The organism is Pseudomonas sp. P105, from assembly GCF_032614175.1.
Lineage (GTDB): Bacteria > Pseudomonadota > Gammaproteobacteria > Pseudomonadales > Pseudomonadaceae > Aquipseudomonas > Aquipseudomonas rhizophila.
In genome coordinates this window covers 638,790-663,476 of sequence record NZ_CP126693.1, presented here as the reverse complement: position 1 = coordinate 663,476, position 24,687 = coordinate 638,790, and the positions used below count along the sequence as shown (strand labels likewise).

Genomic DNA, 24,687 nt, shown 5'->3' with positions numbered 1-24,687 from the left:
CCGATCTCAAGGTTTGTGACCGGGCGGCGCTTCAGAAGTTTATCGGCAGCCGGTGGCGGTTCTTGTACTCGCCTTGTGGCTGCCAGGCCCATGCCAGCAAGTTTGGGGGTGCGACGCTGTCTTTCAAGGTCAGAGTTTACGAATTAGCAGATAACCGGCCTTCGAATCCGTGCCGCACTGACATACACTGCGCGGCCGTTTTTTCAACTGGAATCCGAAAGACATGAAAAACGCATCTCCGGCCCGTGCCTGCGGCATCGACTTTGGCACGTCCAACTCCACTGTCGGCTGGCTGCGCCCCGGCATGGAAACGCTGATTGCGCTGGAGGACGACAAGATCACCCTGCCCTCGGTGGTCTTTTTCAATCTCGAGGAACGCCGCCCGGTGTATGGCCGCCTGGCCCTGCACGAGTACCTGGAAGGCTACGAAGGCCGGCTGATGCGCTCGCTCAAGAGCCTGCTGGGGTCCAAGCTGATCAAGCACGACACCAGCGTGCTGGGCACGGCCATGCCGTTCAAGGATCTGTTGGGACTGTTCATCGGCCAGCTGAAGAAGCGCGCTGAGGCCACCGCCGGTCGGGAATTCGAAGAAGTGGTACTGGGTCGCCCGGTATTTTTCGTCGACGACGATGAAATGGCCGATCAGGAAGCGGAGAACACCTTGGTGGACGTGGCCCGCGCCATCGGCTTCAAGGAGGTCTCGTTCCAGTATGAGCCCATCGCGGCGGCCTTCGACTATGAGTCGACCATCGAGAGGGAAGAGCTGGTACTGATCGTCGACATCGGTGGCGGTACTTCGGACTTCTCCCTGGTACGCCTGTCGCCCGAGCGGCGCACCCATGACAACCGTCACGCCGACATCCTCGCCACCGGTGGCGTGCACATCGGCGGCACCGACTTCGACAAGCAGCTCTCGCTGGCCGGCCTGATGCCGCTGTTCGGCTACGGCAGCCGCATGAAAAGCGGCGCCTACATGCCCACCAGCCACCACATGAACCTGGCGACCTGGCACACCATCAACGCGGTGTACTCGCAGAAATCCACCCTGGCCCTGGGCAGCATGCGCTACGACATCGAAGACACCGGCGGCATCGACCGGTTGTTCAAGTTGATCGAACAGCGCGCGGGGCACTGGCTGGCGATGGAAGTGGAAGAAACCAAGATCCAGCTGACTCACAGCGACCAGCGCCATTTGCTCCTGGACCGGATCGAGGCAGGCCTGAGTGTGGACCTGAGCCGGGAACTGTTTGAATCAGCCATCGACGGCCTGCTGGAGCGGGTGCGCGGCAGCGTCACGCAATTGCTCAACGATGCCAACGTACGCGTCGATCAGGTGGATACGGTGTTCTTTACCGGTGGCTCCAGCGGCATCCCGGCACTGCGCAACAGCGTCTCGGCGATGCTGCCCCAAGCGCGGCATGTGGAAGGCAATATCTTCGGCAGTATCGGTAGCGGGCTGGCGATCGAGGCGATGAAGCGCTACGGCACGCAGGTCTGATTCAAGTTCTGCGGCGCATCTATCGCGAGCAGGCTCGCTCCCACATTGAACCGCATTCCCTCTGAAGGAACTCGGTCAACGGTGGGAGCGAGCCTGCTCGCGATGGCGTCAGAACAGGCGACGCCGATCAGATCAAACCATCCCCACCTGCTTCAACTCACTCTTCAAGTAAGCATAATAAATCGGCCCCGCCACCACACCCGGCAGGCCGAACGCGGCTTCGAACACCAGCATCGCCATGAGCAATTCCCAGGACTTGGCGCTGATCTGCCCACCGACGATGCGGGCATTGAGGAAGTATTCGAGCTTGTGGATCACGATCAGGTAACCCAGCGCCGCCATTGCCACCCAGATCGACAGCGACAAGGCGACGATGGTGATCAGGGTGTTGGACATCAGGTTGCCAATGACCGGCAGCAGCCCCAACAGGAACGTCATGACGATCAGGGTCTTGGTCAGCGGCAGGTGGATGCCGAACAGCGGCAGCACCACCGCCAGGAAAATCCCGGTGAAGAAGGTGTTGAGCAGGGAAATCTTGATCTGGGCGAACACAATGTTGCGGAACGCCTTGACCAACAGGCTCAGACGGTCGAACAGCGCCGCCGCCAGGGGCTTGCGCTTGGTCAGGTCGGGGATGCGCTGCAGGGCGACGATAGCCCCCAGGACCATGCCGATCAACAACGTCACGAACATGTGGGCCGCATCCTTGCCCACCAACTGCAGGTCGCTCAGGTGCTTGCTCATCCAGTCGCCAATGGCCACCCGAAACTCGGCCGCGCTGGCCGGCAGGTAGGCGTCGATGAACGGTGGCAACTGCCCCCGGGCGCGGTCGACCACCGTCATGAACATGTCCAGGGATGCGCCAGGGTTTTCCGCCTCATGGAGCAGGAAACTGAAGGCCCCGGCGAAAATCAACGACAGCACACTGACCACCAGCGTGCCCAGCAGCGCCACCGCCAACCAGCGGGCCCGCCGGCCCTCGATCAGCCGTTGCAACTGCGGGGTGAGCATGTTGACCAGCTCGAACACCAGCAAACCGGCCAAAAGGCTCGGCAACAGGCGCAGTGGCAGCACCAGCAACAACCCACCAAAAATGATCACCCAACTGATCACCAACAAGACATGACGCTGAGAAAACGTTGGCATACAGCCTCAGAACAAAACGGCGTGAAAGGATCGGCAGTCTGCCAGCGTTCCACCAACAGCACTAGGGATTGTATCGGCTGACCTCGATCACAGTGCAGGTGTTTTTTTGTAGCGCCTTTGCCGGCCCCATCGCGAGCAGGCTCGCTCCCACAATGGACCGGGCAGTGCAAATCAACTGTGGGAGCGAGCCTGCTCGCGATGAGGCCTTCACCGTCTGAAAAAATCCCGGCGGCTATTTTTTCTTCAGACACTCACTCATGAACGCTTTACGCGCATCGCCTTTCAGTGCCTGGGTCGTGGCCGTGGCGTTGCAGGTTTTCATGCGTTCCTGCGGGGTGCTGGCATCGACGGGGGTGGCCTTGAGGCAGTTGCTCATGAAGGCTTTGCGCTCGTCGCCCTTGAGGGCCTTGGCGGTAGCGTCGGCATTGCAGGTGGTCATCTTGTTCTGTTGGGCCGTGGCGGCGAAACCCTGGGAAGACAGCAGCAACCCGATCACCAACAAAGGAACACACAGCATCTTCATGATGTTTTCTCCTGGCTGCCGCACGATGGGTACGGCGATGAAATGCAGTGTAGACAACGCCTGTTACACCTTCATCTGCGCGAATTTCCGTGCCTGATTGACCGTCATCGCGAGCAGGCTCGCTCCCACAGTTGACCGCACTCCGCCAGAAGAAACCCAATCCGAATGTGGGAGCGAGCCTGCTCGCGATGACGGACACCCCGACCTGAAGCCCTACACGCCAGCAGCCTTCAACCGCTGAGCATGCTCGACGAACAAGCGAACCGGCTCGGCGCCCTTGCCCACCAGCCCCAACGACTGGTTGACGATATCGAAGTGATCCAGCGGATAGTCATCGCCGATCACCGTGCCCAAATGCGAGCTGTAACGCCCCACCATGCCGTCGCATTGCCCGGCCTCACGCACGAAAGTGCGGGCGAACAGCCGGCAGCTCCGGTGGGTGCCATCAAACAGGTTACGCCCCCTGTTGGTCTTGCCTGGCTGCAAGGTTCCGGACCAGGAGTAATAACGCACGCCATTGACCACTTCCGGTCCGCTCCCGCCCCACGTTTCTGGCAGGCCCTGGGGATATTGCTGGTTGAACAGGGCCACGCCCGCGGTAGTGAGAGAGGCGTGGGACGCCTGGATATCCACCGGCAACCGGGGCCCGCGATAACCGGTTTCCAGCAGGCTCATCAGGGCGCCGATCAACCGCAGCAAAGCACTGAGCAGGCGACCCTTGGCGCTGTTGGCCGGGTAATGGGCCTGCAGGTAATCAGCCAGCTCGGACCCATGGTTGGTGCCGGCCACCGAAGTGACCGATGCCACCAGGTCCGGGCGCTTGGCCGCCGCGTAGCGTGCCGTGAGGGCGCCCTGGCTGTGGCCGATCAGGTTGACCTTCTGCGCACCGGTTTGCGTGAGGATCTCCTCGATCCGCGCGAGCAACTGCTCGCCGCGCACCTCGGATGAGTGCAGCGGTGACACCTGCACAGCAACCACCACTGCCCCACCCCGGCGCAACGCCGAGACGATCCCGTACCAATACGGATACAGCACCAGACGAATGAACCCGAGCATTCCGGGGACCAGCACCAGCGGGTAACGAGTGGCGCACTGTTGTGACATGGCGACATCCTTGATCAATAGGTGGTCAGCATCGGTATCGATGATGACCAGTCTATGACACCCGCGCCATCAGAACGTCTGCGCCAACCCCAGCAAGCGTTGCTCGGCCTCGGCACAGGATTGGGCGAAACTGCGCTCAGCCGACTCCTCACCTTCGGCGGCAACCACCGTCACATCGGTGATACCGATAAAGCCCAGCACGGTGCGCAGCAGCGTGTCGGCGTGGTTCATCCCTTCAAGCTGACCACCAGGCCCGAAACCGAAGTCGCCACGACTGGTCACGATCAGCGCTTTCTTACCCAGTACCAGCGGTTCGTACTGCGACACGCCGTTATCCAGGCTGTGGTTGAACGTCAGCCCGATCCGCACGATCTGGTCGATCCAGGCTTTTACACCGCTGGGCACGCTGAAGTTGTGCATGGGCGCGGAGATGACCAACCGATCATGGGCCTGCAATTCCGTCACCAATGCATCACTGAGCGCCAGATCCGCCTGCATGGTCAGCGGTCGGGCTTGCGGTTCGGGGTAGAACGCCGCCGCGATGAACGCTTCGTTGACCGGAGGAATCACGGTGCGCCCCACTTCGCGCCGGCTCAGCTGGGAGTGCGGATGGGCCGCCTGCCAGGCCGAGACAAAGCTTTCGGTCAGGCGTCGGGAGTGAGAACGCTCGCCACGAGGGCTGCCATGCACGACAAGAATTTTACTCATCTGAATCTCCTTGGGTTGCGACTACAATCAATAGAACTTTTCGGCTTCAAGCTTGATATCCAACGCTGTAGTCGGGCAAATGAGGGCTCGTCACGCAAGATGAGTTAATTTCACCCATGGCACTTCAGGAGATCAGTAATGTTTGCCACGCTGCCCCTCAACGCACTGCGGGCCTTTGAGTCTGCCGCACGGCTGCTCAGCTTCAAGGCTGCGGCGGCGGAGCTGTCGGTGACACCCACAGCGGTTTCCCATCAGATCCGCGCCCTGGAAACCTGGCTAGGTGTGCAGCTGTTCGAACGCCAGCCGCGCCAGGTGCGGCTCACCGACGGCGGCCAACGCTTGTTCCACAGCCTGCACGGGGCCCTGCTGGAAGTGGCGCAAAGCGTCGACACCCTGCGCCCGCAACGCACCAACACTCACCTGACACTGTCCACCACCGCAGCGTTTGCCACCCTGTGGCTGGTGCCGCGCCTGGGCCGGTTTTATGCGCGTCATCCGAATATCAACGTGCGCCTGGACACCCACTGCGAAGTGGTCGATCTGCATCAGGACGCCAGCGTCGATCTGGTGGTGCGCTACAGCCTGGACAGCTACCCGAACCTGTACGGCCTGTGCCTTTTCGATGAACACTTCGGCGTGTACGGCTCGCCGGAACAAGTGGCCCTGGCCGCGCAGAGGCAGCCCACGCTGATCAGCGTGCGCTGGCACAATTCCAAACTGTATGCCCATGGCTGGGAAGCCTGGTGCGCTCAGGCCGGCGAAACCTGGCTGGCCCGGCAACCTTGCATGCGCGAGTACGATGAGGAGCATTACGCCCTGCAAGCGGCGATAGCCGGGCAAGGCCTGGTACTGGCGAGCAACATCCTCGCTTCCGAAAGCCTCGCCAGTGGCCTGTTGGTGGCTTATCGGCCGCAGATTCAGGTCAACGGCGCTGGCTACAGTGCCCTGTGCGTTCCAGGCCGTGAACGCCATCCGCCGGTGCGGGCATTCTTCCAGTGGCTGGAGGAAGAGGCGCGGCAGTCCGCTCATGCACTGAAAAATTCGGTAAAACTTTTCGAGGATCGCGTCACTCAGATTTAGAGCGATCACGCCAACAGAGCGTGACGCCCTACCGGATCAGCCTCCAGGAGAATGCTATGAGTGACATGCACCTATCCGATGTAACCACCCTGCGCGAACGGGCACGGCAGAATGTGCAGAACGGCGCGGTGACCGAGGGCTACAGCGCCGATCGACCGGAAGTCATTCGCCTGCTCAATGAAGCGCTGGCCACAGAGCTGGTGTGCGTGCTGCGCTACAAGCGCCACTACTTCATGGCCACCGGCCTCAAGGCCAGCGTGGCGGCAAGCGAGTTTCTCGAACACGCCAACCAGGAAGCCGAACACGCCGACAAGCTCGCTGAGCGCATTGTGCAGTTGGGCGGCGAGCCGGAGTTCAACCCCGACCTGTTGACCCGTAACTCCCACGCCCAGTACGTGGCGGGGAACACCCTCAAGGAAATGGTCTACGAAGACCTGGTCGCCGAACGGATCGCCATAGACAGCTACCGGGAAATCATCCAGTACATCGGCGAAAAGGACCCGACCACCCGGCGAATCTTCGAAGACATCCTGGCTCAGGAAGAAGAGCATGCCGATGACATGGCCGACATCCTGGCCGATTTGTAATACCGCTATCGCGAGCAGGCTCGCTCCCCCATTGAATCGTGTCCTGTCGCGGTCGATGTGGGAGCGAGCCTGCTCGCGATGGGGCCAGTAACCTCACCGCAAAGCCTGGCTAGCGGGTTGGTTTGACCGTCACCGGTGCCTTGCCGGCCTTCATCTGCTCCAGCAACGGCGCACACTGGTTCGGCTCGCCACCGCTGGGCGCAACCAGGGCCAACAACCCGGCCGCCGGCGCGGCAATGACGCCCAGCGCTACCATCCCGGCCCCACGCAGCATCAACGGCACGGCCTTGACGCCCGCCGCCGGCTTGGCGAAGGTGCCTCGCACGTACAAGGGCGAGCGCAGGGAAATCAAGCGCCAGCCCTTGGACTCCGGAGTGATGGTCAGGTCCAGTTGTTCGGTGGCCATGTTCGCCGTGCCATCGACATAAATAATCGCGTTCGCCGTGTCGAACACGAACAGGCGAGTGGTCGCCAGGCCGGTCTTGATGTCGAAGTCCGCTGCTGCGCAGTTGATCTTCACTTCCTCGTCGCCAAAGATTTTCCCCACCACATAGTTGCCGACGTTCAGCCCCGCCAGTTCCATCAGTTCCCGACTGATGGCGCCGTCGTTGATGAGCATTTTCAACGTGCCGTTGGAGGTGCCCAGCAACGCCGCCACCGAATTGCCACGGCCGGCGATATCGGCATCGCCGTTCAGCTCACCGAAGCTGGTTTTCATCGGCGCGAAACCGGGGAACAACTCCTTGAGCTTGAAACCCCGCGCCGTCAGCTTCGCCTGTCCCTCAAGGGGCCGGGTGCGGCCGTTGAGGCGGATCTGCGCGTCGAGCCGGCCACCGGCCACACCGAAGCGCAGGGGCTCGAGGCTTAGTTGACCGTCGTTGAGCACCAGATGCGTGTAAAGGTCGGTGAACGGTAACTGCTCACTGTGGACGATTCGTTTGCCAGTGAACTCCACGTCGGCATCCATCACGCCCCAGCGCTCGGTACGAAACTCTTCCACGGGCAGTACTTTGTCGGACGGCTGTTTGCTCGCGCCGCCTCGGGCCTTTTGTTCGGCGTTGGAATCGGCGCCGATCAGGGGGGCCAGGTCGCTGAACAACAGTTGATTGGACACCAGCGCGCCACTGAGTTTTGGCCGCGGCTGGCTGGCAACGTAGGCCAGGTCACCGTGAATATCGCTATCGCCGATCTTGCCGTTGAAGGCCTCATAACGAAACAGTGCCCCGCCGGGCTCGTGGAGTTTGGCGATCAGGCGGCCATCGGTGGAATAGGGCGGCGAATCCGGCAGGGTCACGCCGGTCAGCGGATAAAGATTGGCCAGGCTGTTCCCGGCCAGCTTCAAGCGCAGATCCAGCGCCCCCAGGTTCATCGGGTCGGTCAGCGTGCCGGCCAGTTCGACTCGGGTATCACCGATCTTCGCCTGAGCCTGCAACGGAAAAGGTTGCGACGCATCCTGCAGGGCCAACAGGCCACCGACCTTGCCGGAGCCTGCCAGGTTCTGCCCGTGGTACTGGCCGTTGACCTTGAAGGCAAACGCATAATCCTGGGGAGCCGCACCTGCGTCCCGGGCTTTTTTCGCAGCTTTGTCGCCGACGATATCGCTGAACGGGATGGGTTTGCCCAACGGGTCGATCAACAGGTCCAGGCGGGTTTTCAGCGTCTGGTCATCAACAGTGACATGGCCTTTGTCAAAGCCAATGGTGCCAATGTCCACGACCCAGCTGGACGGCTCGGCGTCGGGGTCTTTCGGATCGAACTCGAACGTCCAGTTGGCGCGACCATCGGCCAGGCGTTGCAGGTTGGCGTCGGGCTCGGTCAGGTCGATGCGGGGAATTGCCACTCGCCGGGCCAGCAAGGCCAGGGGCGAAATGCGTAATTCGACGCGCTTGAGCGTGACCATTTGCGCAGTTTTCGACCATTCCGGGTTGCCCAGGCTCAAGTCTTCGGCCACCACATGGGGCCACGGCACCCAGGCCCGCCAGCCGCCTTCCAGCGGTTCGCGCTGCCAGACCACCGCCAGGTTGCCATTGATGGCGAACGGGCGATGCAACTCTTCGGAAACCTTGGCATTGAGCGGCGGCTTTATCCGGTTCCAATCGAAGAACGCGATGACCAGCACCAATACGGCCAGCAGGAAAACAAGGCTGGCGAAGGTCCAGGCGAAGATTTTTGAGGTGCGCGTCATGCACAAGGCTCCTGATGACAAATCTGCGTCCGGACGGCGACGCCTTGGAAACACGAGCCTGTAATCGGCTCGTTGTGAAGAGTAGGACTGGCGATACGGCCAACTGGTTTAACACTTTGGGCGACGGGCGGTACAAAAAACTGAAAAAAACCTGACCAAACCGCCAACTACCTGTTACCGCCCCCGCACTTTTGCGTGGCATCAATGGGTACAAAATACCCACTGCGGTGCAAAACCACGCCTCGCAAAGGCCCGTTCTAGAGCCTTTCCACAGAACAATCAATTCCGTTGATTATTACCATTGCCTTTATGAACTTTTATATCGACTTATCGAGAGTAGCATTGCCTCCGTACCCACTTTATCGCCCCCCCAAGGAGCAATGATCATGAAACGCCAATTACTGATGAGCCTCACCCTTTCAATGCTGGCCTCCACTGCTTTCGCACTGCCAGCCTCCGAACAAGCCACGCCGCAGGTTAAAGACAGCCGTTCGGTCTATAGCCAGACCGTTGCTGAAGATGGCTTCGACCAGACCCGTCAAGGTCAGGAAGTGGCTGAAGGCGGCTACGAACGTACCCCTCAAGGTCAAGAAGTAGCTGAAGGCGGCTACGAACGTACCCCTCAAGGCCAAGAAGTAGCTGAAGGCGGCTACGAACGTACCCCTCAGGGCCAGGAAGTGGCTGAAGGTGGCTACGAACGTACCCCTCAGGGTCAGGAAGTCGCTGAAGGTGGCCGTGACCGCCTGGAAGAAAAAGGCCTGGTTGAAGGTGGCTACGAGCGCACCCCACAGGGCGCCATTGCCGAAGGTGGTGGTGACCGTGTGATCGAACGCAACAGCGCAGTGAGCTGAGCCCATGGTGGCCTGGAAAAAAGCCCGATTCCTGCAATCGGGCTTTTGACTTTCCGAGAACCTCGTTTTCCCCGCTATATCCCCCTCTACCGTTCGACGTCGGCAAAGCCGATTTGCTAGAGTGCGTCGCTTCCGTGAATCAGAAGTCAGCCCTGCGATGCTGCCCCGTGCCGAACAGAAACAACAGACCCGCAATGCCTTGATGGATGCAGCCCGTCATTTGATGGAGTGCGGCCGAGGGTTCGGCAGCCTGAGCCTGCGCGAGGTCGCCAGGACCGCCGGCATCGTACCCACCGGGTTCTACCGGCATTTCGACGACATGGACCAACTGGGCCTGGCTCTGGTCAGCGAAGTCGGTCAGACCTTTCGCGAAACGATCCGGCTGGTACGCCACAACGAATTCGTCATGGGCGGCATCATTGATGCCTCCGTGCGTATTTTCCTCGACGTGGTCCAAGCCAACCGTTCGCAATTCCTGTTTTTGGCCCGTGAGCAATACGGCGGCTCGCTGCCCGTGCGCAAGGCCATCGCCTGTCTGCGTGAAGGCATCAGCTCGGACCTGGCCGCCGACCTGGCATTGATGCCCAAGTTGCAGCACCTGGACCTTGCCGCTTTGAGCGTAATGGCCGACCTGATCGTCAAAAGCGTGTTCGCCACCCTGCCTGACATCATCGACCCACCCGCTCACGCTCTCCCCGAACACCTCACGCCCCAGGCGAAGATTACCCAGCAACTGCGGTTCATCTTTATTGGCCTCAAGCATTGGCAAGGGCTGGGCAGTACCGAGTAGCCGCCGAGATGTTTCCTTTGTGGGAGCGAGCCTGCTCGCGATAGCGGTGGCTCATTCAACCTTGATTCCACCGATGCACCGCAATCGCGAGCAGGCTCGCTCCCACAGTGTTTCGCGCAAGCTGCAAAATGGTGCGCGACATCGACAAGCGCACCATAACGGCACGCAATCCGCCCCATCCTGAAACGCCATCCCAGCTATTTCCTACACCTTCTTCGATTGGCAAGCCCCTTGCTCTAAACACAGCACCGTTCATTGCTGGAAGCACTCCGATGCTGGTGATTCATCGCAGAATCGACACTCAACCCCGCTGGGACGCCGAGCTGCACCTGACCTTCGACGCCCGCAGCAAAAGCCGCCTGCGCTGTTTCAGTGCCGAGGGTGAAGATGTGGGGTTGTTCCTTGAGCGAGGTCAGCCGCCGTTATACGACGGCGAATGCCTGCAAGCTGAAGACGGACGCATCGTGCGCGTCTGCGCCCGCCCCGAACAATTGCTGCATGTCACCTGCGCCAATGCATTTGAACTGACCCGCGCGGCCTATCACCTGGGCAATCGCCATGTCGCCCTGCAAGTGGGCGATGGCTGGCTGCGCCTGCTGGACGATTACGTGCTCAAGGCGATGCTCGAGCAACTGGGTGCCAGTGCCGAAAACATAGAGGCTCCGTTCCAACCGGAACACGGCGCGTATGGCGGCGGCCATCATCATTCCCGACACGGCGACGAAGATTTCAACTACGCGCCACGCCTGCATCAGTTCGGCGTACGCACATGAACCCGGCGTGGGCGCTGCTGCGTCTGGCCAGCCCGCAATTGCCGATCGGCGGCTACAGCTATTCCCAGGGATTGGAGATGGCGGTGGATAACGGTCAGGTCAAAACCTGCGACGACGCCCGTCGCTGGATCAGCGATCAGTTGCTGTTGAACCTGGCACGCTTCGAGGCGCCTTTGCTACTGGCCCACTGCACCGCCGCCGCCGCCGACGACTGGGACGCCTTGCTGCAACACTGCGAGGAACACCGCGCCAGCCGGGAAACCCGCGAGCTGCATCAGGAAAGTCGGCAGATGGGTTATTCGTTGCAGCAGTTGCTGGGCGGCCTGCCGGAACTCGATGCCGCGGCACGGCGCTTTCTTGAACAACGTACTGAACCGCACCTGGCCCTGGGCTGGGCCTTGGCCGCCCGCGCCTGGAACATCAGCCCCCAGGACGCCCTGGCCGCCTGGTTATGGAGCTGGCTGGAAAACCAGTTGGCCGTCCTGATGAAGACCCTGCCCCTGGGCCAGCAAGCCGCCCAGCGCCTGACCAGCGAACTGCTGCCACTGCTGCAAAAGGCTCAACACAACGCCTCGAACATTGATCCCGACCATTACGGCAGCGCCACGTTTGGCCTGTCCCTGGCGTGCATGGCCCATGAGCGCCAGTACAGCCGCCTGTTCCGTTCCTAGGAGACCCTCATGAATACACAACCTCTGCGCGTCGGTATCGGCGGCCCGGTAGGCTCCGGCAAAACCGCCCTGACCCTGGCCCTGTGCCTGGCCCTGCGTGAACGCTACAACCTGGCGGTGGTCACCAACGACATCTACACCCGTGAAGATGCCGATTTTCTGGTGCGCAACGAAGCCTTGGCGCCGGAGCGGATCATCGGCGTGGAAACCGGCGGTTGCCCGCACACGGCGATCCGCGAAGACGCCTCGATCAACCTTGAGGCCGTGGATCAATTGAACCGACGGTTTCCGGGGCTGGATCTGATCCTGGTGGAATCGGGCGGCGATAACCTTTCGGCGACCTTCAGCCCGGAGCTGTCGGACCTGACCATTTACGTGATCGATGTCTCGGCCGGCGACAAGCTGCCGCGCAAAGGCGGACCGGGCATCTGTAAATCCGACCTGCTGGTGATCAACAAGATCGACCTGGCGCCACTGGTGGGTGCGTCCCTGGAAATGATGGACAGCGACACCCGTCGGATGCGCAACGGCAAGCCGTTCGTGTTCAGCAACCAGAAAACCGGCCAGGGCCTGGAGCAGATCATCGCCTTCATCGAACGCCAGGGCCTGCTGACCGCCGCCTGATTTTTCAACTTCAACTTTTCACACGCTCAACAAGGAAGCTTATCCATGACATTCAAACGCCTGCTTGGCGCCCTCGCCCTGTTGCTGACCCCGGCCTTGGCCTTTGCTCACCCTGGCCATGGCGATAACGGCCTGATGGCCGGCCTCGGTCACCCCATCGGCGGGCTGGATCATCTGCTGGCCATGCTGGCGGTCGGCTTGTGGGCCGCCCAACAACAAGGCGCGGCGCGCTGGGCGCTGCCGTGCACCTTCGTCGTCAGCATGCTGATCGGCGGTTTGCTGGGCTTTGAAGGCCTGGACCTGCCTGCGCTGGAAAGCGGGATTGCCGCCTCGGTGCTGGCCTTGGGCCTGGCGGTGGCACTGGCGGTGCGCCCGCCGCTGAGCCTGGCGATTGGCGCGACGGCGGTGTTCGCGCTGTTCCATGGCGTGGCCCATGGTCTGGAACTGCCGGACATGACAAGCCCTTGGGCTTATGCGGCCGGTTTTGTCGCGGCGACGGCGGCGTTGCATGGCGCAGGCTACGCCGTGGTTCGCGTCTTGCCGCAAGCGGCCGCCCCTCTGGTGCGTCTGGCCGGAGCGGGTTCGGCGGCGGCTGGAGTGTGGTTGTTGGCGGGTTGATTTTCAGCACCCATCAAGGCTAATCGCGAGCAGGCTCGCTCCCACAGGGTATGGCGTACGCCAATAAATGTGGGGGCGAGCCTGCTCGCGCTGACAGACTGGAAGGCCTCGCCTCTCTCGAACTTGCCACTCTGCTACCATGTCGCGCAATCACCCCTCCAGCCGTGACGACGTCCACCAATGCCCGATGCTTCCCGCCCCGCTCCTGCACCTGAACTGACTGCCCTGTTCGCCACGGTACGTCAGCACTTTCACGACGTGATCGTGCCGATGTGGCAAGGCCCGGGATGGAATGCCGAGCTGGCGCTGCCCTATGAATCCCTCGATACCCGGCACAAGCCGCTCGAGCCCCAGCGCTACCGGGCGATGGCCTGTGCGCGGCAGCTATACGTGTTCGCCAGCCTGATCGGCGAAGCGCCACAGGCCGAAGAACGGGCTGGCGCACTGTTCCGCTCGCTGCAGCGGCACTTCCATGATGGCGAACATGGTGGCTGGTTCTACAGCATTGACCCCCAAGGCGTACCGCTGGACACCGGCAAAGACCTCTACACCCACGCTTTCATCCTGTTTGCCTGTGCCCATTACTGGAGCAAGGTCCGCGAGCCGCTGGTGGAGTCGGTACTCAACGCGGCCCTGGAAGTCATCGCCCGGCGCTTTGCGACCGGAGACGGCCTTTACGAGGCCAGCCTGGGACGCGATTGGTCGACCCGCGCATCCGGCCCGCTGCAAAACCCGTTGATGCACCTGGCCGAAGCCTTCCTCGCCACCCTCTCGGTTCGCGACGACATCAACGTGCGCCAGGCATTGCTGGCCCTGTGCGATGCCATGTTCAAGCACTTCATCGACCCGCAGCAGCGCGTCATGATGGAGAAACCGGTCAAGGCTGTGGATAACTGGTTTGAGCCAGGCCATCAGTTCGAGTGGTATTACTTGCTGGCCTCATCGCCCCTGTTGCGCGGCGGCAAGTTGCACACAGCCCTTGATAGCAGCTTCAGCCGTACCGAACAGCAAGGCGTGAGCCCGCAGTCCGGCGCGGTGTGCGCCATGCTGAGCCTGGGATCACAGGTACCGCGGGACGCCACCCAGCGCATCTGGGCTCAGGCGGAATATTTGCGGGCACTGACATTACGCCCGGGCAATCAGGGCGCATTGCTGCATCAACTACGGGCGTTGCAGCAGCACTTCCTGCATGCCAACGGCTGGAACGAATGCCTGGACGCCGACGGCACTGTCAGCCGCCAGGACATGCCATCGACCACGCCGTATCACCTGCTGACCTGCTATCGCGGGCTGGCTGATTATCTGGCCTGACCGGTAAATCGCTATCGCGGGCAAGCCTTGCTCCCACAGAGTTGGCTCATCTATGGGGGCAAGGTCGGCCAAATCCCTGTGGGAGCAAGGCTTGCCCGCGATGAACGATAACGCGGTCTTACGCCTTGTTGCGCTCAATGGCAAACCCGGCCCAGGTCTGGCTCACAGGCATCAATTCCAGACTGTTGATATTGATGTGGGCCGGAGTGTTGAGCACCCAGAAAATGGTGTCGGCGATATCCTGCGGCTGGATCGGCTCGGCCCCGGCATAGGTCGCGTTGTAGCGTTCCTGGTCACCCGCAAAGCGCACCAGGGAAAACTCGCTCTCGCACAGACCCGGCTCAATGTTGCTTACCCGCACGCCAGTGCCTTGCAGATCGCAACGCAGGTTCAGGGAGAACTGTTTGACGAACGCCTTGCTCGCCCCGTACACGTGGCTGCCAGGGTACGGATAGTTGCCGGCGATGGACCCCAGGTTGACGATCCCGGCACCACGGCCATGAGCGATCAGCCGCGGCAACAGCAGGCGGGTGCTGTAGATCAAACCTTTCACGTTGGTATCGACCATCGTGTCCCAGTCATCGAGGTCGCACTTGGGCGCGGGATCAACGCCCAGCGCCAGACCGGCGTTGTTGATCAAGCCCCGCAACTTGGCGAAGGACGGTGGCAGGTTGGCGATCGCCTCCTCCATGGCTGTGCGGTCACGCACATCAAGCACCAGACCATGGACTTCAGTCTGCTTCGACAACTCGGCGCACAGGGCAGTGAGGCGTTCTTCACGACGACCGGTCAGCACCAGTTTCCAGCCTGCTTCGGCAAAACGACGGGCACAGGCTTCACCGAAACCGGACGTTGCGCCGGTAATAAACAGGGTGTTGGACATCGTGTTCTCCTTGGGGCTCAAAACAGCCAATGAATGGAAATCGGCCCACAGCATGCCCGGCCTGGCACAGCATGGGCAAGACTTCTGGAAGCGAGGTTTCATCCGAGCATTGCTCATAAAACAACCAATCGGCGCCAGGCCTTATGAAACAAGGGCCACAGGCGGTTGCCCGCACCTTATCCACAGGCGGGTCCACAGCAATCGGGGGCAAGTGCAAACTCCACAAGCCGCTGTGCATAAGGCTTTGCGAGGGATTTGGAAATTTTTTTCCCTTGACCCTGCAATGCAGGTTGTGCAGATCGACTTATCTGCTATAAGCCGACGGTAAAAAGAACGATGGCTTCAAGCCAGCAAATTCGGCCCTCAGCGCGGTCTTTCCAGAGTTTAATCACAGACTTATCCACAGGCTTGCGCACAGATTTCCAAGCCTTCGGCGACCCTCATAAAAGTGTTGACAACCCTCGTACCCGCTTGACCGAAATCCTCTGATCAAAAAACAACCACACGCCTGAAAGCCACGTATTCAGAGGCTTGCAGCCAGCTACTCCCACGTTACCCACAGCCGGTTCCACAGCAAACGGGGACAAGTCAAAACCGTGACAAAACAACTGTTTGCGGCGACTTTATGTCGCGGTTTCGCAGGGGCTCAGGATTGTTGTCCACAATTCTCGGGCACAGCACCAAACCCTGTGGGAGCGAGCCTGCTCGCGATGGGGTCATGTCCGATATAAAGAGGTTGGATGGTCCGGCGCCATCGCGAGCAGGCTCGCTCCCACAAGAGGATGGGTGGTGGATTTGAAAGATAAAAAAACCGGCGATTCATTCGCCGGTTTTTTCATGGCTGGCCTTGTGTCAATGGCCGCCCAGATACGCGTTACGCACCTCTTCGTTGACCAGCAGTTCCTTGCCGGTGCCGGTCAGGCGGATTTCACCGTTGACCATCACATAGGCCCGGTCCGACAGCCTGAGGGCGTGGTTGGCGTTCTGCTCCACCAGAAAGATCGTCATGCCGGTGGACGCCAGTTCCCGCAAGGTGGCGAAGATCTGTTTGACCACGATCGGCGCCAGTCCCAGGCTGGGTTCATCGAGCAGCAACAACTTGGGCCGGCTCATCAGCGCCCGGGCGATGGCGAGCATCTGCTGCTCGCCGCCGGACATGGTCATGGCCCGCTGGTTGCGCCGCTCCTTGAGCCGCGGGAACAGCTCGAACATGCGCTGCATGTCTTCGCTGGCGTACTTGTCACCGATGGGAATGGTGCCCATCAACAGGTTTTCCTCAACAGTCATGTCAGGGAATACCCGCCGTCCTTCCGGCGATTGCGCGATGCCGTTGGAGGCGATGTAGTGGGACGACTTGTGCGTGATGTCCACACCCTGGTAGATAATCTGCCCACTCGCCGCCCGCGGCTGGCCGAAAATCGACATCAGCAACGTGGACTTGCCGGCACCGTTGGAGCCAATCAGGCTGACGGTTTCACCTTCCCCAATGTGCATCGAGACTTTTTTCAGGGCCTGGATCGGCCCATAGAATACGTCCAGCTCCTTGAGTTCGAGGATAGGTCCACTCATACCAGCTCCTCTTCATCGGCACCCAGGTAGGCCGCGATCACCTTCGGATCGTTGCGAATCGCCTCGGGACCGCCCTCGGCGATCACGTTGCCGTGGTCCAGCACCACGATGTGGTCGGAAATGCTCATTACCATGCCCATGTCGTGTTCGATCAGCACCACGGTCAGATCGTGCTCGTCGCGCAGCAGCCGGATCATCGCGCTCAGCGCTTCGGTTTCCTGAGGGTTTAGGCCGGCGGCCGGTTCGTCGAGACAGATGATCTGCGGGCGGGTGCACATGGCCCGGGCAATTTCCAGGCGCCGTTGCTGGCCATAGGAAAGTTCGCCCGCCAGCCGGTTGGCGCAATCCACCAGGTCCACCACTTCCAGCCAGTAGAAGGCGTGGTCCAGGGCATCGCTTTCTGCCTGGCGGTAACCCTTGGTGTTGAGCACGCCCGCCACCAGACTGCGATTGACCCACATGTGCTGAGCCACCAACAGGTTCTCCAGCACGGACATTTCCTTGAACAGGCGAATGTTCTGGAAGGTCCGCGCCAGGCCTGCACGGTTCACCAGGTGGGTGCCGCCGAACATCTTGTAGAACACCCGGCTGGCGAAGGATTTGGGGGACACGAAGTCAGTGGGACGAAACGGTTCGCCCAACAGCTTGATGACATCGGTCCGCTCGCCGCGCACATTGAGCTCGATTTTGCCGCCTGTGGCCTTGTAGAAACCGGTCAGGCAGTTGAACACCGTGGTCTTGCCCGCACCGTTGGGGCCGATCAGGGCGAAGATCGAGTTGCGCTTGACTTGCAGGCTGACGTCGCTGAGGGCCTTGATCCCACCGAATTGCATCATCAGGTTTTCAACGGTAAGCACAACTTCGCTCATGGCGCTACTCCCTTACGCGGCGTCACCCCGGTACGGCTGATGCGAATCAGGCCGCGCGGGCGCCAGATCATCATCAACACCATCAGTACGCCGAACAGCAGCACCCGGTATTCCGAGAAGCTGCGCAGCAACTCCGGCGCCACGGTGAGGACAAATGCAGCGATGACCACGCCCACTGTCGACCCCATGCCGCCCAGTACCACGATCGCCAGAATCAGCGCCGACTCGAAGAAGGTGAACGACGAGGGGTTGACGAAGCCCTGGTAACTGGCAAAGAACACGCCTGCCAGGCCCGCCGTGGAAGCACCAATGGTGAACGCCGAGAGCTTGACCAGCACATGGTTCAGGCCCATGGAGCGGCAGGCGATCTCGTCTTCGCGCAAGGCTTCCCAGGCGCGACCGACCGGCATGCGGGTCAGGCGATGCTTGACGTAGAGCACCAGCAGCACGGTGATGAACAGGACGATGTAGATGAACAGGAATTTGACGTTGGGGTTGTAGGCCATGCCGAAGAACTCGTGGAACGGCACCCCGCCCTCCTTCGCTCGCCGGCCGAACTCCAGGCCGAAGAAGGTCGGCGACGGCACCGGCATGCCATTCGGCCCGCCGGTAAACGACAGCCAGTTGTTGAGCACCAGCCGGATGATCTCGCCAAAACCCAGGGTCACGATGGCCAGGTAGTCACCGTGCATTCGCAACACCGGGAATCCCAATATGCACCCGGCCATCGCCGCCGCAATCGCCGCCAGCGGCAGCACCGTCCAGAACCCCAGCCCCAGGTATTGGTAACCCAGCGCCAGGCCATAAGCGCCGATGGCATAGAACGCCACGTAACCCAGGTCAAGCAGCCCGGCCAGGCCGACCACGATGTTCAGGCCCAGGCCCAGCAATACATAAATCAGCCCGAGGATGACCACCGTGAGCACGTATTTGTTGGCAAAAAACGGGAACACGATGGCAATCACGATCAACGCCGGGATGATCCAGCGCAGGCGCGACTTGTAGTCTGGCGGCAGCACATGCACGCCGGAGCTGGTGCTTTCGAACCCCTGGAGAATCTTCAGACCCTTGGGGGTTTGCAGAAACAGGCTCAAGGCAAAGCGCCCGACCATCACGATCGCCACCAGCCAGCCCACGCGGGCCGGTTGCAGGTTGAAGCTGTAGCCGTCGAGCACCACGCCGACAATCGGCCCGAACACGATCAGCGAGATCAGGCCGGCCAGGATCGCGTCGATGACGCTCTTTTTGATATCAATCGGTTTATTGGCAGCAGACATACTTATACCTTCGCCACGTGTGGGCGACCCAACAGGCCTTGGGGACGGAAAATCAGAATCAGCACCAGCAGCGAGAAACTGAACACGTCTTTGTAGTCAGAGTTGATCAGACCGGCGAACAGCGACTCGGAGATGCCGAGGATGATCCCGCCCAGCATCGCCCCAGGCAGGGAACCGATGCCGCCGAGTACCGCCGCGGTGAACGCCTTGATGCCGATGATGAAGCCGGCATAGAAGTCGAAGGTGCCGTAGTTCATGGTGATCAGCACACCGGCCAGGGCCGCCATGGCCGCACCGATGACGAACACATAGGAAATCACCCGGTCGGTGTTGATCCCGAGGATGGAGGCCATCTTGCGGTCTTGCTGGGTCGCGCGGCACATACGGCCGAGCTTGGTGTACTTGATGATGTAGGTCAGCAAGGCCATCCCGGCGAATGCGGCGACCAGGATGAAGATCTTGGTGTAGGTCAGTTGGACGAAGCCGCTGCCGATGTCCACGCGCATGGCGCCTTCGAGCAACGTGGGCACGCCCTGTTGGCGAGCGCCCTGGCTGATCTGGGCATAGTTCTGCAGGATCAGCGAAATGCCGATGGCACTGATCAGCGGTGCCAGGCGAGTGGAGTTACGCAGGGGTTTGTAGGCGACGCGCTCGATCACCCAGCCGTAGACGCCGGTCACCACCACGGTAAACACCAGCGTGCCGAGAATCATGAGGGGGAAGGATTCGATACCGAACCAGGCCAGCAGAGCCAGACTGATCGCCGCGAGGTACGCAGAGATCATATAAACCTCGCCGTGGGCGAAGTTGATCATGCCGATGATGCCGTAGACCATTGTGTAGCCGATGGCGATCAGACCATAGACCGACCCGAGGGTCAGGCCATTGATCAGTTGCTGCAGGAAAATACCATCCATAACGCAATCTCACGCATTTGAGAGACTGCACGCACACCGCTGCGACGGACCGGGGTTCAGCCGCCGACGCTGCACGATGTGCGCGCAGCTCTCGGGAGAAAAGACAGGTACTGCATGAACACGGGTAAACCGCCCGGCACCAGGGGCGCCGGGCGATTCAGCCGTTCATGTCACTTCTGTTTTTCCAGCTGATGGTATTTGCCGTCCTTGTCCCACTGGTAAACCACGTAGTCGGAGACTTTCAGGTCGCCCTTGGAGTCCCACTCCTTCTTGCCCATCACGGTCTGGACCGGATTGGCCTTGAGCCATTCGGCCGCGGCTTCGCCGTCATTTTTCTTGGCGCCGTTGAAACCCGCCGCCAGGGCCTGGACCGAGGCGTAGGCGTACAGGGTGTAGCCTTCCGGCTCGGTGCCCTTGGCACGGAACGCGTCCACCACGGCCTTGCTGTCTGGCAGCAGGCGTGGGTCGGCGCCGAAGGTCATGTACACACCATCCACGTATTGCGGGCCGCCGGCGGTGGTGACCAGTTCGTCGGTGACGATGCCATCGTCGGACATGAATTTCACGTCCTTGAGGCCTTGCTCACGCAACTGGCGGACCAGTGGGCCGGCTTCCGGGTGCAGACCGCCGAAGTAGACCACGTCGGCACCGGCCGCACGGATCTTGGTGACCACGGCGCTGAAGTCTTTCTCGCCACGGGTCAGGCCTTCGTACAGCACCGGCTCCACGCCACGCTTGGCCAACTGCGCCTTGGTAGCATCCGCCAGGCCCTGACCGTAGGTGTCCTTGTCGTGCAGGACAACGACTTTCTTGCCCTTGAGCACGTCAACGATGTAGTCGCCGGCGACGATGCCCTGCTGGTCGTCACGACCGCACATACGGAACATCGCGCTCAGGCCGCGCTCGGTGACCTGCGGGTTGGTGGAACCCGGAGTGATGGAGATGATGCCGGCATCGCCGTAGACCTCGGACGCCGGGATGGTGGACGAGGAACAGAAGTGACCGACCACGCCAAGAACCTTGTCCTGATCGACAAAGCGGTTGGCCACGGCCACGGCCTGCTTCGGTTCGCAGGCGTCGTCGCCCTGTACCAGAACGATTTTCTCGCCGTTCACGCCACCCTTGGCATTGATCTCGTCTGCCGCCGCTTGTGCGCCTTTCATGTACTGCTCGCCAAATGCCGCGTTGGCACCGGTCATCGGACCCGCTACGCCGATCTTGACGTCGGCCTGAGCAAACGCAGAAACACCCAGCGCAGCTGCCACTGCGAGGGCCAGAAAGCCTTTCTTGTAAAACGTCTGGGACATGAGGTGGTGCTCCAAGGTTTTTTTTAGTTGGCACTGCGACTTCACTGAAAAGCTCAGAGCAAGCGCCGTGCCATCGGTTTTTTATTCTTAAAAAAGTCGCTGCTTTATTGTTATTTCGACTGTTTCGAGCCCTTTTTTATTGGGCGTGCAACCGTCTAAACCGCACAAGGTACAACCATAGAACCAAATGGGTACAACCCTCCCTGAGCCATCATTGCAACCATCACACGAAACGACGTGCAACCCACCTGTAACAACCCGCGTCACCGAACTGCACACTGGCGGTGCACAACTGCTACAACCCGCACCATAACAGGCTAGACGTTGTGGTGGAAAACGAGCGCTGCGGCAACATTTTTCAACATTCAGATCACAATTCGCAGGCACTGGCCGGCGTGATACAGCGAAAAAACCGCTTCATACAAGCAGCTGCGCAAGCCTGTCCCGGCCAGTGGCCGCATGGCGGCGAAGGGAATCGGCAGCGCGCTGGCGTCGCCGTGACACAGATAGTCGGCAAAGGCTTTGCCCACTACTGTGCCAGTCGTCACGCCGCGGCCGTTGTAACCCGTCACGGCCACCAGACCGGGGGCCGGCTCGAACAGGCGCATCAGGTGATCGGGGGTGAAGGCGATACACCCGGTCCAGGTGCATTCCCATTCCACCGGCTTGAGGTAAGGGAAATAGTGCTGTTGCACCCGGTCGGCCCACGCCTTGAGGAACCAGGTGGGTTTGCGATTGCCATTACCCAGGCTGCCCAGCAACAGACGCCCGTCCTTGTCCCGACGAATGCTGCTCAAGACCTGGCGGGTGTCCCACGAGCCCTGGCCGCCTGGCAGAATGCGCTGCGCCGCTTCGTCGGTCAGCGGAGCGGAGGCAACCTGATAGTAGTAACCGGGAAAGAAATTGCGCCGCAGCTCGGTCCAGTCACCTTCGGTGTAGGCATTGGACGCGATCACCACTTGCTCGGCCAGTACCGAACCCTGGGCAGTTTGCACCGACCAACGCTGGCCCTGGCGTTCCAGGCGCGTCACCGGGGAATGATCAAACAACTGGCCACCAAGGTCGCTGGCAGCCTTGGCCAGCCCACTGGTGTAGGCCATCGGATTGAGCGTGCCGGCACGCCGGTCAAGCAATGCCGCAGCGATTTTCGAGGTGCCCGTGGCCTGGGCACACGCCTGGCCGGTGAGCAACTCCACCGGGGCGCCACGGCGCTTCCATTGTTCTTCACGACTGCGCAGGTCCGCTTCGCCCCTGGCGTTGTGAGCCATGTGCAGCGTGCCTTCGCGGCGCAGCTGGCAATCAATGTTGTATTTATCGACGAGGCTGAACACCAGCGCCGGCGCCGCCCCGAGCATACGATTGAGCTGGCTGCCCACCGCTTCGCCGAAGCCGGCTTCTATCTCATCCGGCGGGATCCACAAGCCGGCGTTGACCAATCCGACATTGCGCCCCGACCCACCATGCCCGGCCCGATGGGCCTCCAGCACAGCCACGCGCTTGCCTTGTTCGAGCAAATGCACCGCCGCCGACAAACCGGTAAAACCTGCGCCGATCACGCAGACATCCACCGTGATTTCGCCGGTGAGGGCGGTATTTTCAGGTCTTTGCGGCGTCAGTTTTTCCCACAGACATTCTTCGCGTAACGGCATTGCCAGACTCCGGAAATGAAACCCAACCACTACACAGTTCAATTGTGGGAGCGAGCTTGCTCGCGAAGGCGGCAGACCAGTCGACATTGATGTTGAATGACAGTCCGCTTTCGCGAGCAAGCTCGCTCCCACAGGGGATCTTCATCGGTCGAAGATCCAGTTTCTCAGTCGAAGGTAATCCCCTGCGCCAACGGCAGCTCCAGCGAGTAGTTCACGGTGTTGGTCTGGCGACGCATGTAGCCGCGCCATGCATCGGAGCCTGACTCACGTCCGCCGCCGGTCTCTTTCTCGCCGCCGAACGCGCCGCCGATTTCCGCGCCGCTCGGGCCGATGTTGACGTTGGCGATGCCGCAGTCGCTGCCCACTGCTGACATGAATTGCTCGGCTTCACGCACGTCCGTGGTGAAGATGCAGGACGACAGGCCTTGAGGCACCGCGTTATTGAGTTGCAGGGCCTGGGCAAAATCCTTGTAACCGACCACATAAAGGATCGGGGCGAAGGTTTCGTGGCACACCACATCGCTCTGCTCCGGCATCTCGACGATGGCCGGCGAGACGTAATAGGCATTCGGGAACTGGTCTTCAAGCTGGCGTTTGCCACCAAATACTCGCCCGCCTTCGCTCAAGGCCTGCTCCAGTGCATCCTGCATGTTTTCGAAGCTCTGCTTGTCGATCAGCGGCCCGACCAGGTTGCCTTCCAGCGGATGGCCGATGCGCACTTTCGAATAAGCGGCCTTGAGCCGGCTGACGATCTCTTCTTTCACTGACTCATGGGCAATCAGGCGGCGCAGCGTCGTGCAACGTTGGCCGGCGGTGCCGACGGCGCTGAACAGGATGGCGCGCACGGCCATGTCCAGATCGGCGCTGGGGGCCAGGATCATCGCATTGTTGCCACCCAGCTCGAGGATGCTGCGGGCAAAGCGCGCGGCGACTTTCGGCGCCACTTCACGGCCCATGCGGGTGCTGCCGGTGGCGCTGATCAACGCGACGCGCGGATCGTCCACCAGCGCTTCGCCAGCATCGCGACCACCGATGATCACTTGACTGAGGTACGGTGGCGCATCGCTGAAGTTCTTCAGCACACGTTCGAACAACGCTTGGCAGGCCAGGGCGGTGAGCGGGGTCTTTTCCGAGGGTTTCCAGATCACCGCATTGCCGCACACCAGGGCCAGCGTGGTGTTCCAGGCCCAGACCGCCACGGGGAAGTTGAAAGCGCTGATCACGCCGACCACGCCCAGCGGGTGCCAGGATTCACGCATGTGGTGGCCCGGACGCTCGGAGGCGATGGTCAGGCCGTACAACTGACGGGACAGACCGACCGCGAAGTCGCAGATGTCGATCATCTCTTGCACTTCACCCAAACCTTCCTGGGTGATCTTGCCGGCTTCCCAGGACACCAGCTCGCCGAGGTCGGCCTTGTACTCGCGCAGCAGATCACCAAATTGACGTACCAGCTCGCCGCGGCGAGGGGCCGGCACCTGGCGCCACAGGTCGAACGCATGCTCGGCGCGGCTGACCTGCTGCTCAACCTCTGCGGCGCCCTCCCAGTTCACGGCGCCGATGCGACTGCCGTCGATGGGCGAATGCACCGGTTGTGTGCCGCTCTGGTACAAGGCCGGTTCAACACCCAGACGATCAAGCAATGCAGCAACCATGGTTAATTCCTCAAACAAAAGACAAAGAATTGGCAGCCGGACGATCACGGCTGATCAGACCTGTAGTTGTAGCTGGCCCGAGACTTGCCAAC

The 24,687-nt window shown here is 61.0% G+C and carries 23 protein-coding genes; 10 read left to right on the top strand and 13 right to left on the bottom strand.

Features of this window, described 5'->3' with window-relative positions; translation table 11 throughout:
- Positions 1-223: 223 nt before the first annotated feature.
- Positions 224-1,498 (top strand): Hsp70 family protein, encoded by a 1,275-nt coding sequence (locus QOM08_RS02840; RefSeq protein WP_047227355.1) that lies wholly within the window; start codon positions 224-226, stop codon positions 1,496-1,498.
- A gap of 132 nt (positions 1,499-1,630) precedes the next feature.
- Here the strand turns inward: QOM08_RS02840 and QOM08_RS02835 are convergent, their stop codons facing one another.
- The 4 genes from QOM08_RS02835 to QOM08_RS02820 form a co-directional block, all read right to left on the bottom strand.
- Positions 1,631-2,644 carry an AI-2E family transporter gene (locus tag QOM08_RS02835; protein WP_288911101.1) on the bottom strand — a complete coding sequence of 338 codons (1,014 nt, stop codon included), beginning with the start codon at positions 2,642-2,644 and terminating at the stop codon, positions 1,631-1,633.
- Positions 2,645-2,876: 232 nt separating this feature from the next.
- Positions 2,877-3,167 carry a PsiF family protein gene (locus QOM08_RS02830; RefSeq protein WP_316912534.1) on the bottom strand — a complete coding sequence of 97 codons (291 nt, stop codon included), beginning with the start codon at positions 3,165-3,167 and terminating at the stop codon, positions 2,877-2,879.
- Positions 3,168-3,380: 213 nt separating this feature from the next.
- Entirely contained in the window at positions 3,381-4,271 is an 891-nt protein-coding gene (locus tag QOM08_RS02825; protein ID WP_316912533.1) for a triacylglycerol lipase, read from the bottom strand.
- Between the two features lie 69 nt (positions 4,272-4,340).
- A complete protein-coding gene (locus tag QOM08_RS02820; protein WP_047227351.1) occupies positions 4,341-4,979 on the bottom strand; it encodes an FMN-dependent NADH-azoreductase in 639 nt (212 codons plus the stop codon).
- A 138-nt stretch (positions 4,980-5,117) separates the two neighbouring features.
- Here QOM08_RS02820 and QOM08_RS02815 point away from each other — a divergent pair, with 138 nt between their 5' ends.
- Both QOM08_RS02815 and QOM08_RS02810 read left to right on the top strand, forming a co-directional pair.
- On the top strand, positions 5,118-6,059 hold the full coding sequence (locus QOM08_RS02815; RefSeq protein WP_047227350.1) for a LysR substrate-binding domain-containing protein: 942 nt from the start codon (positions 5,118-5,120) through the stop codon (positions 6,057-6,059).
- Positions 6,060-6,115: 56 nt separating this feature from the next.
- Complete coding sequence (locus QOM08_RS02810; RefSeq protein WP_047227349.1) at positions 6,116-6,646, top strand: bacterioferritin; 531 nt, start codon at positions 6,116-6,118, stop codon at positions 6,644-6,646.
- 109 nt (positions 6,647-6,755) lie between these two features.
- Here the strand turns inward: QOM08_RS02810 and QOM08_RS02805 are convergent, their stop codons facing one another.
- Positions 6,756-8,831, bottom strand: a complete 2,076-nt coding sequence (locus QOM08_RS02805) for an AsmA family protein (protein WP_188252147.1) — start codon at positions 8,829-8,831, stop codon at positions 6,756-6,758.
- Between the two features lie 386 nt (positions 8,832-9,217).
- On the opposite strand from QOM08_RS02805, the gene QOM08_RS02800 reads away from it, so the two are divergent.
- The 7 genes from QOM08_RS02800 (at position 9,218) to QOM08_RS02770 (ending at position 14,469) form a co-directional block, all read left to right on the top strand.
- Positions 9,218-9,682 (top strand): hypothetical protein, encoded by a 465-nt coding sequence (locus tag QOM08_RS02800; protein WP_047227347.1) that lies wholly within the window; start codon positions 9,218-9,220, stop codon positions 9,680-9,682.
- Positions 9,683-9,839: 157 nt separating this feature from the next.
- Positions 9,840-10,472 carry a TetR family transcriptional regulator gene (locus tag QOM08_RS02795; protein ID WP_047227346.1) on the top strand — a complete coding sequence of 211 codons (633 nt, stop codon included), beginning with the start codon at positions 9,840-9,842 and terminating at the stop codon, positions 10,470-10,472.
- A 272-nt stretch (positions 10,473-10,744) separates the two neighbouring features.
- Positions 10,745-11,245 carry an urease accessory protein UreE gene (ureE, locus tag QOM08_RS02790; protein ID WP_047227345.1) on the top strand — a complete coding sequence of 167 codons (501 nt, stop codon included), beginning with the start codon at positions 10,745-10,747 and terminating at the stop codon, positions 11,243-11,245.
- Complete coding sequence (locus QOM08_RS02785) at positions 11,242-11,916, top strand: urease accessory protein UreF (RefSeq protein ID WP_316912532.1); 675 nt, start codon at positions 11,242-11,244, stop codon at positions 11,914-11,916. Before ureE ends, QOM08_RS02785 begins: the two co-directional genes overlap by 4 nt.
- A gap of 9 nt (positions 11,917-11,925) precedes the next feature.
- Positions 11,926-12,540 (top strand): urease accessory protein UreG, encoded by a 615-nt coding sequence (gene ureG, locus QOM08_RS02780; protein WP_047227343.1) that lies wholly within the window; start codon positions 11,926-11,928, stop codon positions 12,538-12,540.
- 45 nt (positions 12,541-12,585) lie between these two features.
- Complete coding sequence (locus QOM08_RS02775; protein ID WP_047227342.1) at positions 12,586-13,158, top strand: HupE/UreJ family protein; 573 nt, start codon at positions 12,586-12,588, stop codon at positions 13,156-13,158.
- Positions 13,159-13,338: 180 nt separating this feature from the next.
- A complete protein-coding gene (locus tag QOM08_RS02770; protein WP_139048502.1) occupies positions 13,339-14,469 on the top strand; it encodes an AGE family epimerase/isomerase in 1,131 nt (376 codons plus the stop codon).
- Positions 14,470-14,587: 118 nt separating this feature from the next.
- Here QOM08_RS02770 and QOM08_RS02765 read toward each other — a convergent pair whose 3' ends face one another.
- From QOM08_RS02765 to QOM08_RS02725, 8 genes are all read right to left on the bottom strand, one after another.
- Positions 14,588-15,352, bottom strand: a complete 765-nt coding sequence (locus tag QOM08_RS02765; protein WP_047227340.1) for an SDR family oxidoreductase — start codon at positions 15,350-15,352, stop codon at positions 14,588-14,590.
- An 852-nt stretch (positions 15,353-16,204) separates the two neighbouring features.
- Positions 16,205-16,921, bottom strand: a complete 717-nt coding sequence (locus QOM08_RS02760) for an ABC transporter ATP-binding protein (RefSeq protein WP_047227339.1) — start codon at positions 16,919-16,921, stop codon at positions 16,205-16,207.
- Entirely contained in the window at positions 16,918-17,790 is an 873-nt protein-coding gene (locus QOM08_RS02755) for an ABC transporter ATP-binding protein (protein WP_047227338.1), read from the bottom strand. Before QOM08_RS02755 ends, QOM08_RS02760 begins: the two co-directional genes overlap by 4 nt.
- Positions 17,787-19,067, bottom strand: coding sequence for a high-affinity branched-chain amino acid ABC transporter permease LivM (livM, locus tag QOM08_RS02750; RefSeq protein WP_076382888.1), 1,281 nt, complete (start codon positions 19,065-19,067; stop codon positions 17,787-17,789). The genes QOM08_RS02755 and livM overlap by 4 nt, the downstream gene beginning before the upstream one ends.
- A 2-nt stretch (positions 19,068-19,069) precedes the next feature.
- On the bottom strand, positions 19,070-19,984 hold the full coding sequence (locus tag QOM08_RS02745; protein ID WP_047227336.1) for an ABC transporter permease subunit: 915 nt from the start codon (positions 19,982-19,984) through the stop codon (positions 19,070-19,072).
- 170 nt (positions 19,985-20,154) lie between these two features.
- A complete protein-coding gene (locus tag QOM08_RS02740; RefSeq protein ID WP_139048504.1) occupies positions 20,155-21,291 on the bottom strand; it encodes a branched-chain amino acid ABC transporter substrate-binding protein in 1,137 nt (378 codons plus the stop codon).
- 365 nt (positions 21,292-21,656) lie between these two features.
- Positions 21,657-22,940, bottom strand: a complete 1,284-nt coding sequence (locus tag QOM08_RS02735; protein ID WP_316912531.1) for an FAD-binding oxidoreductase — start codon at positions 22,938-22,940, stop codon at positions 21,657-21,659.
- A 164-nt stretch (positions 22,941-23,104) separates the two neighbouring features.
- Positions 23,105-24,595 (bottom strand): aldehyde dehydrogenase family protein, encoded by a 1,491-nt coding sequence (locus QOM08_RS02725; RefSeq protein WP_047227333.1) that lies wholly within the window; start codon positions 24,593-24,595, stop codon positions 23,105-23,107.
- Positions 24,596-24,687 lie beyond the last annotated feature (92 nt).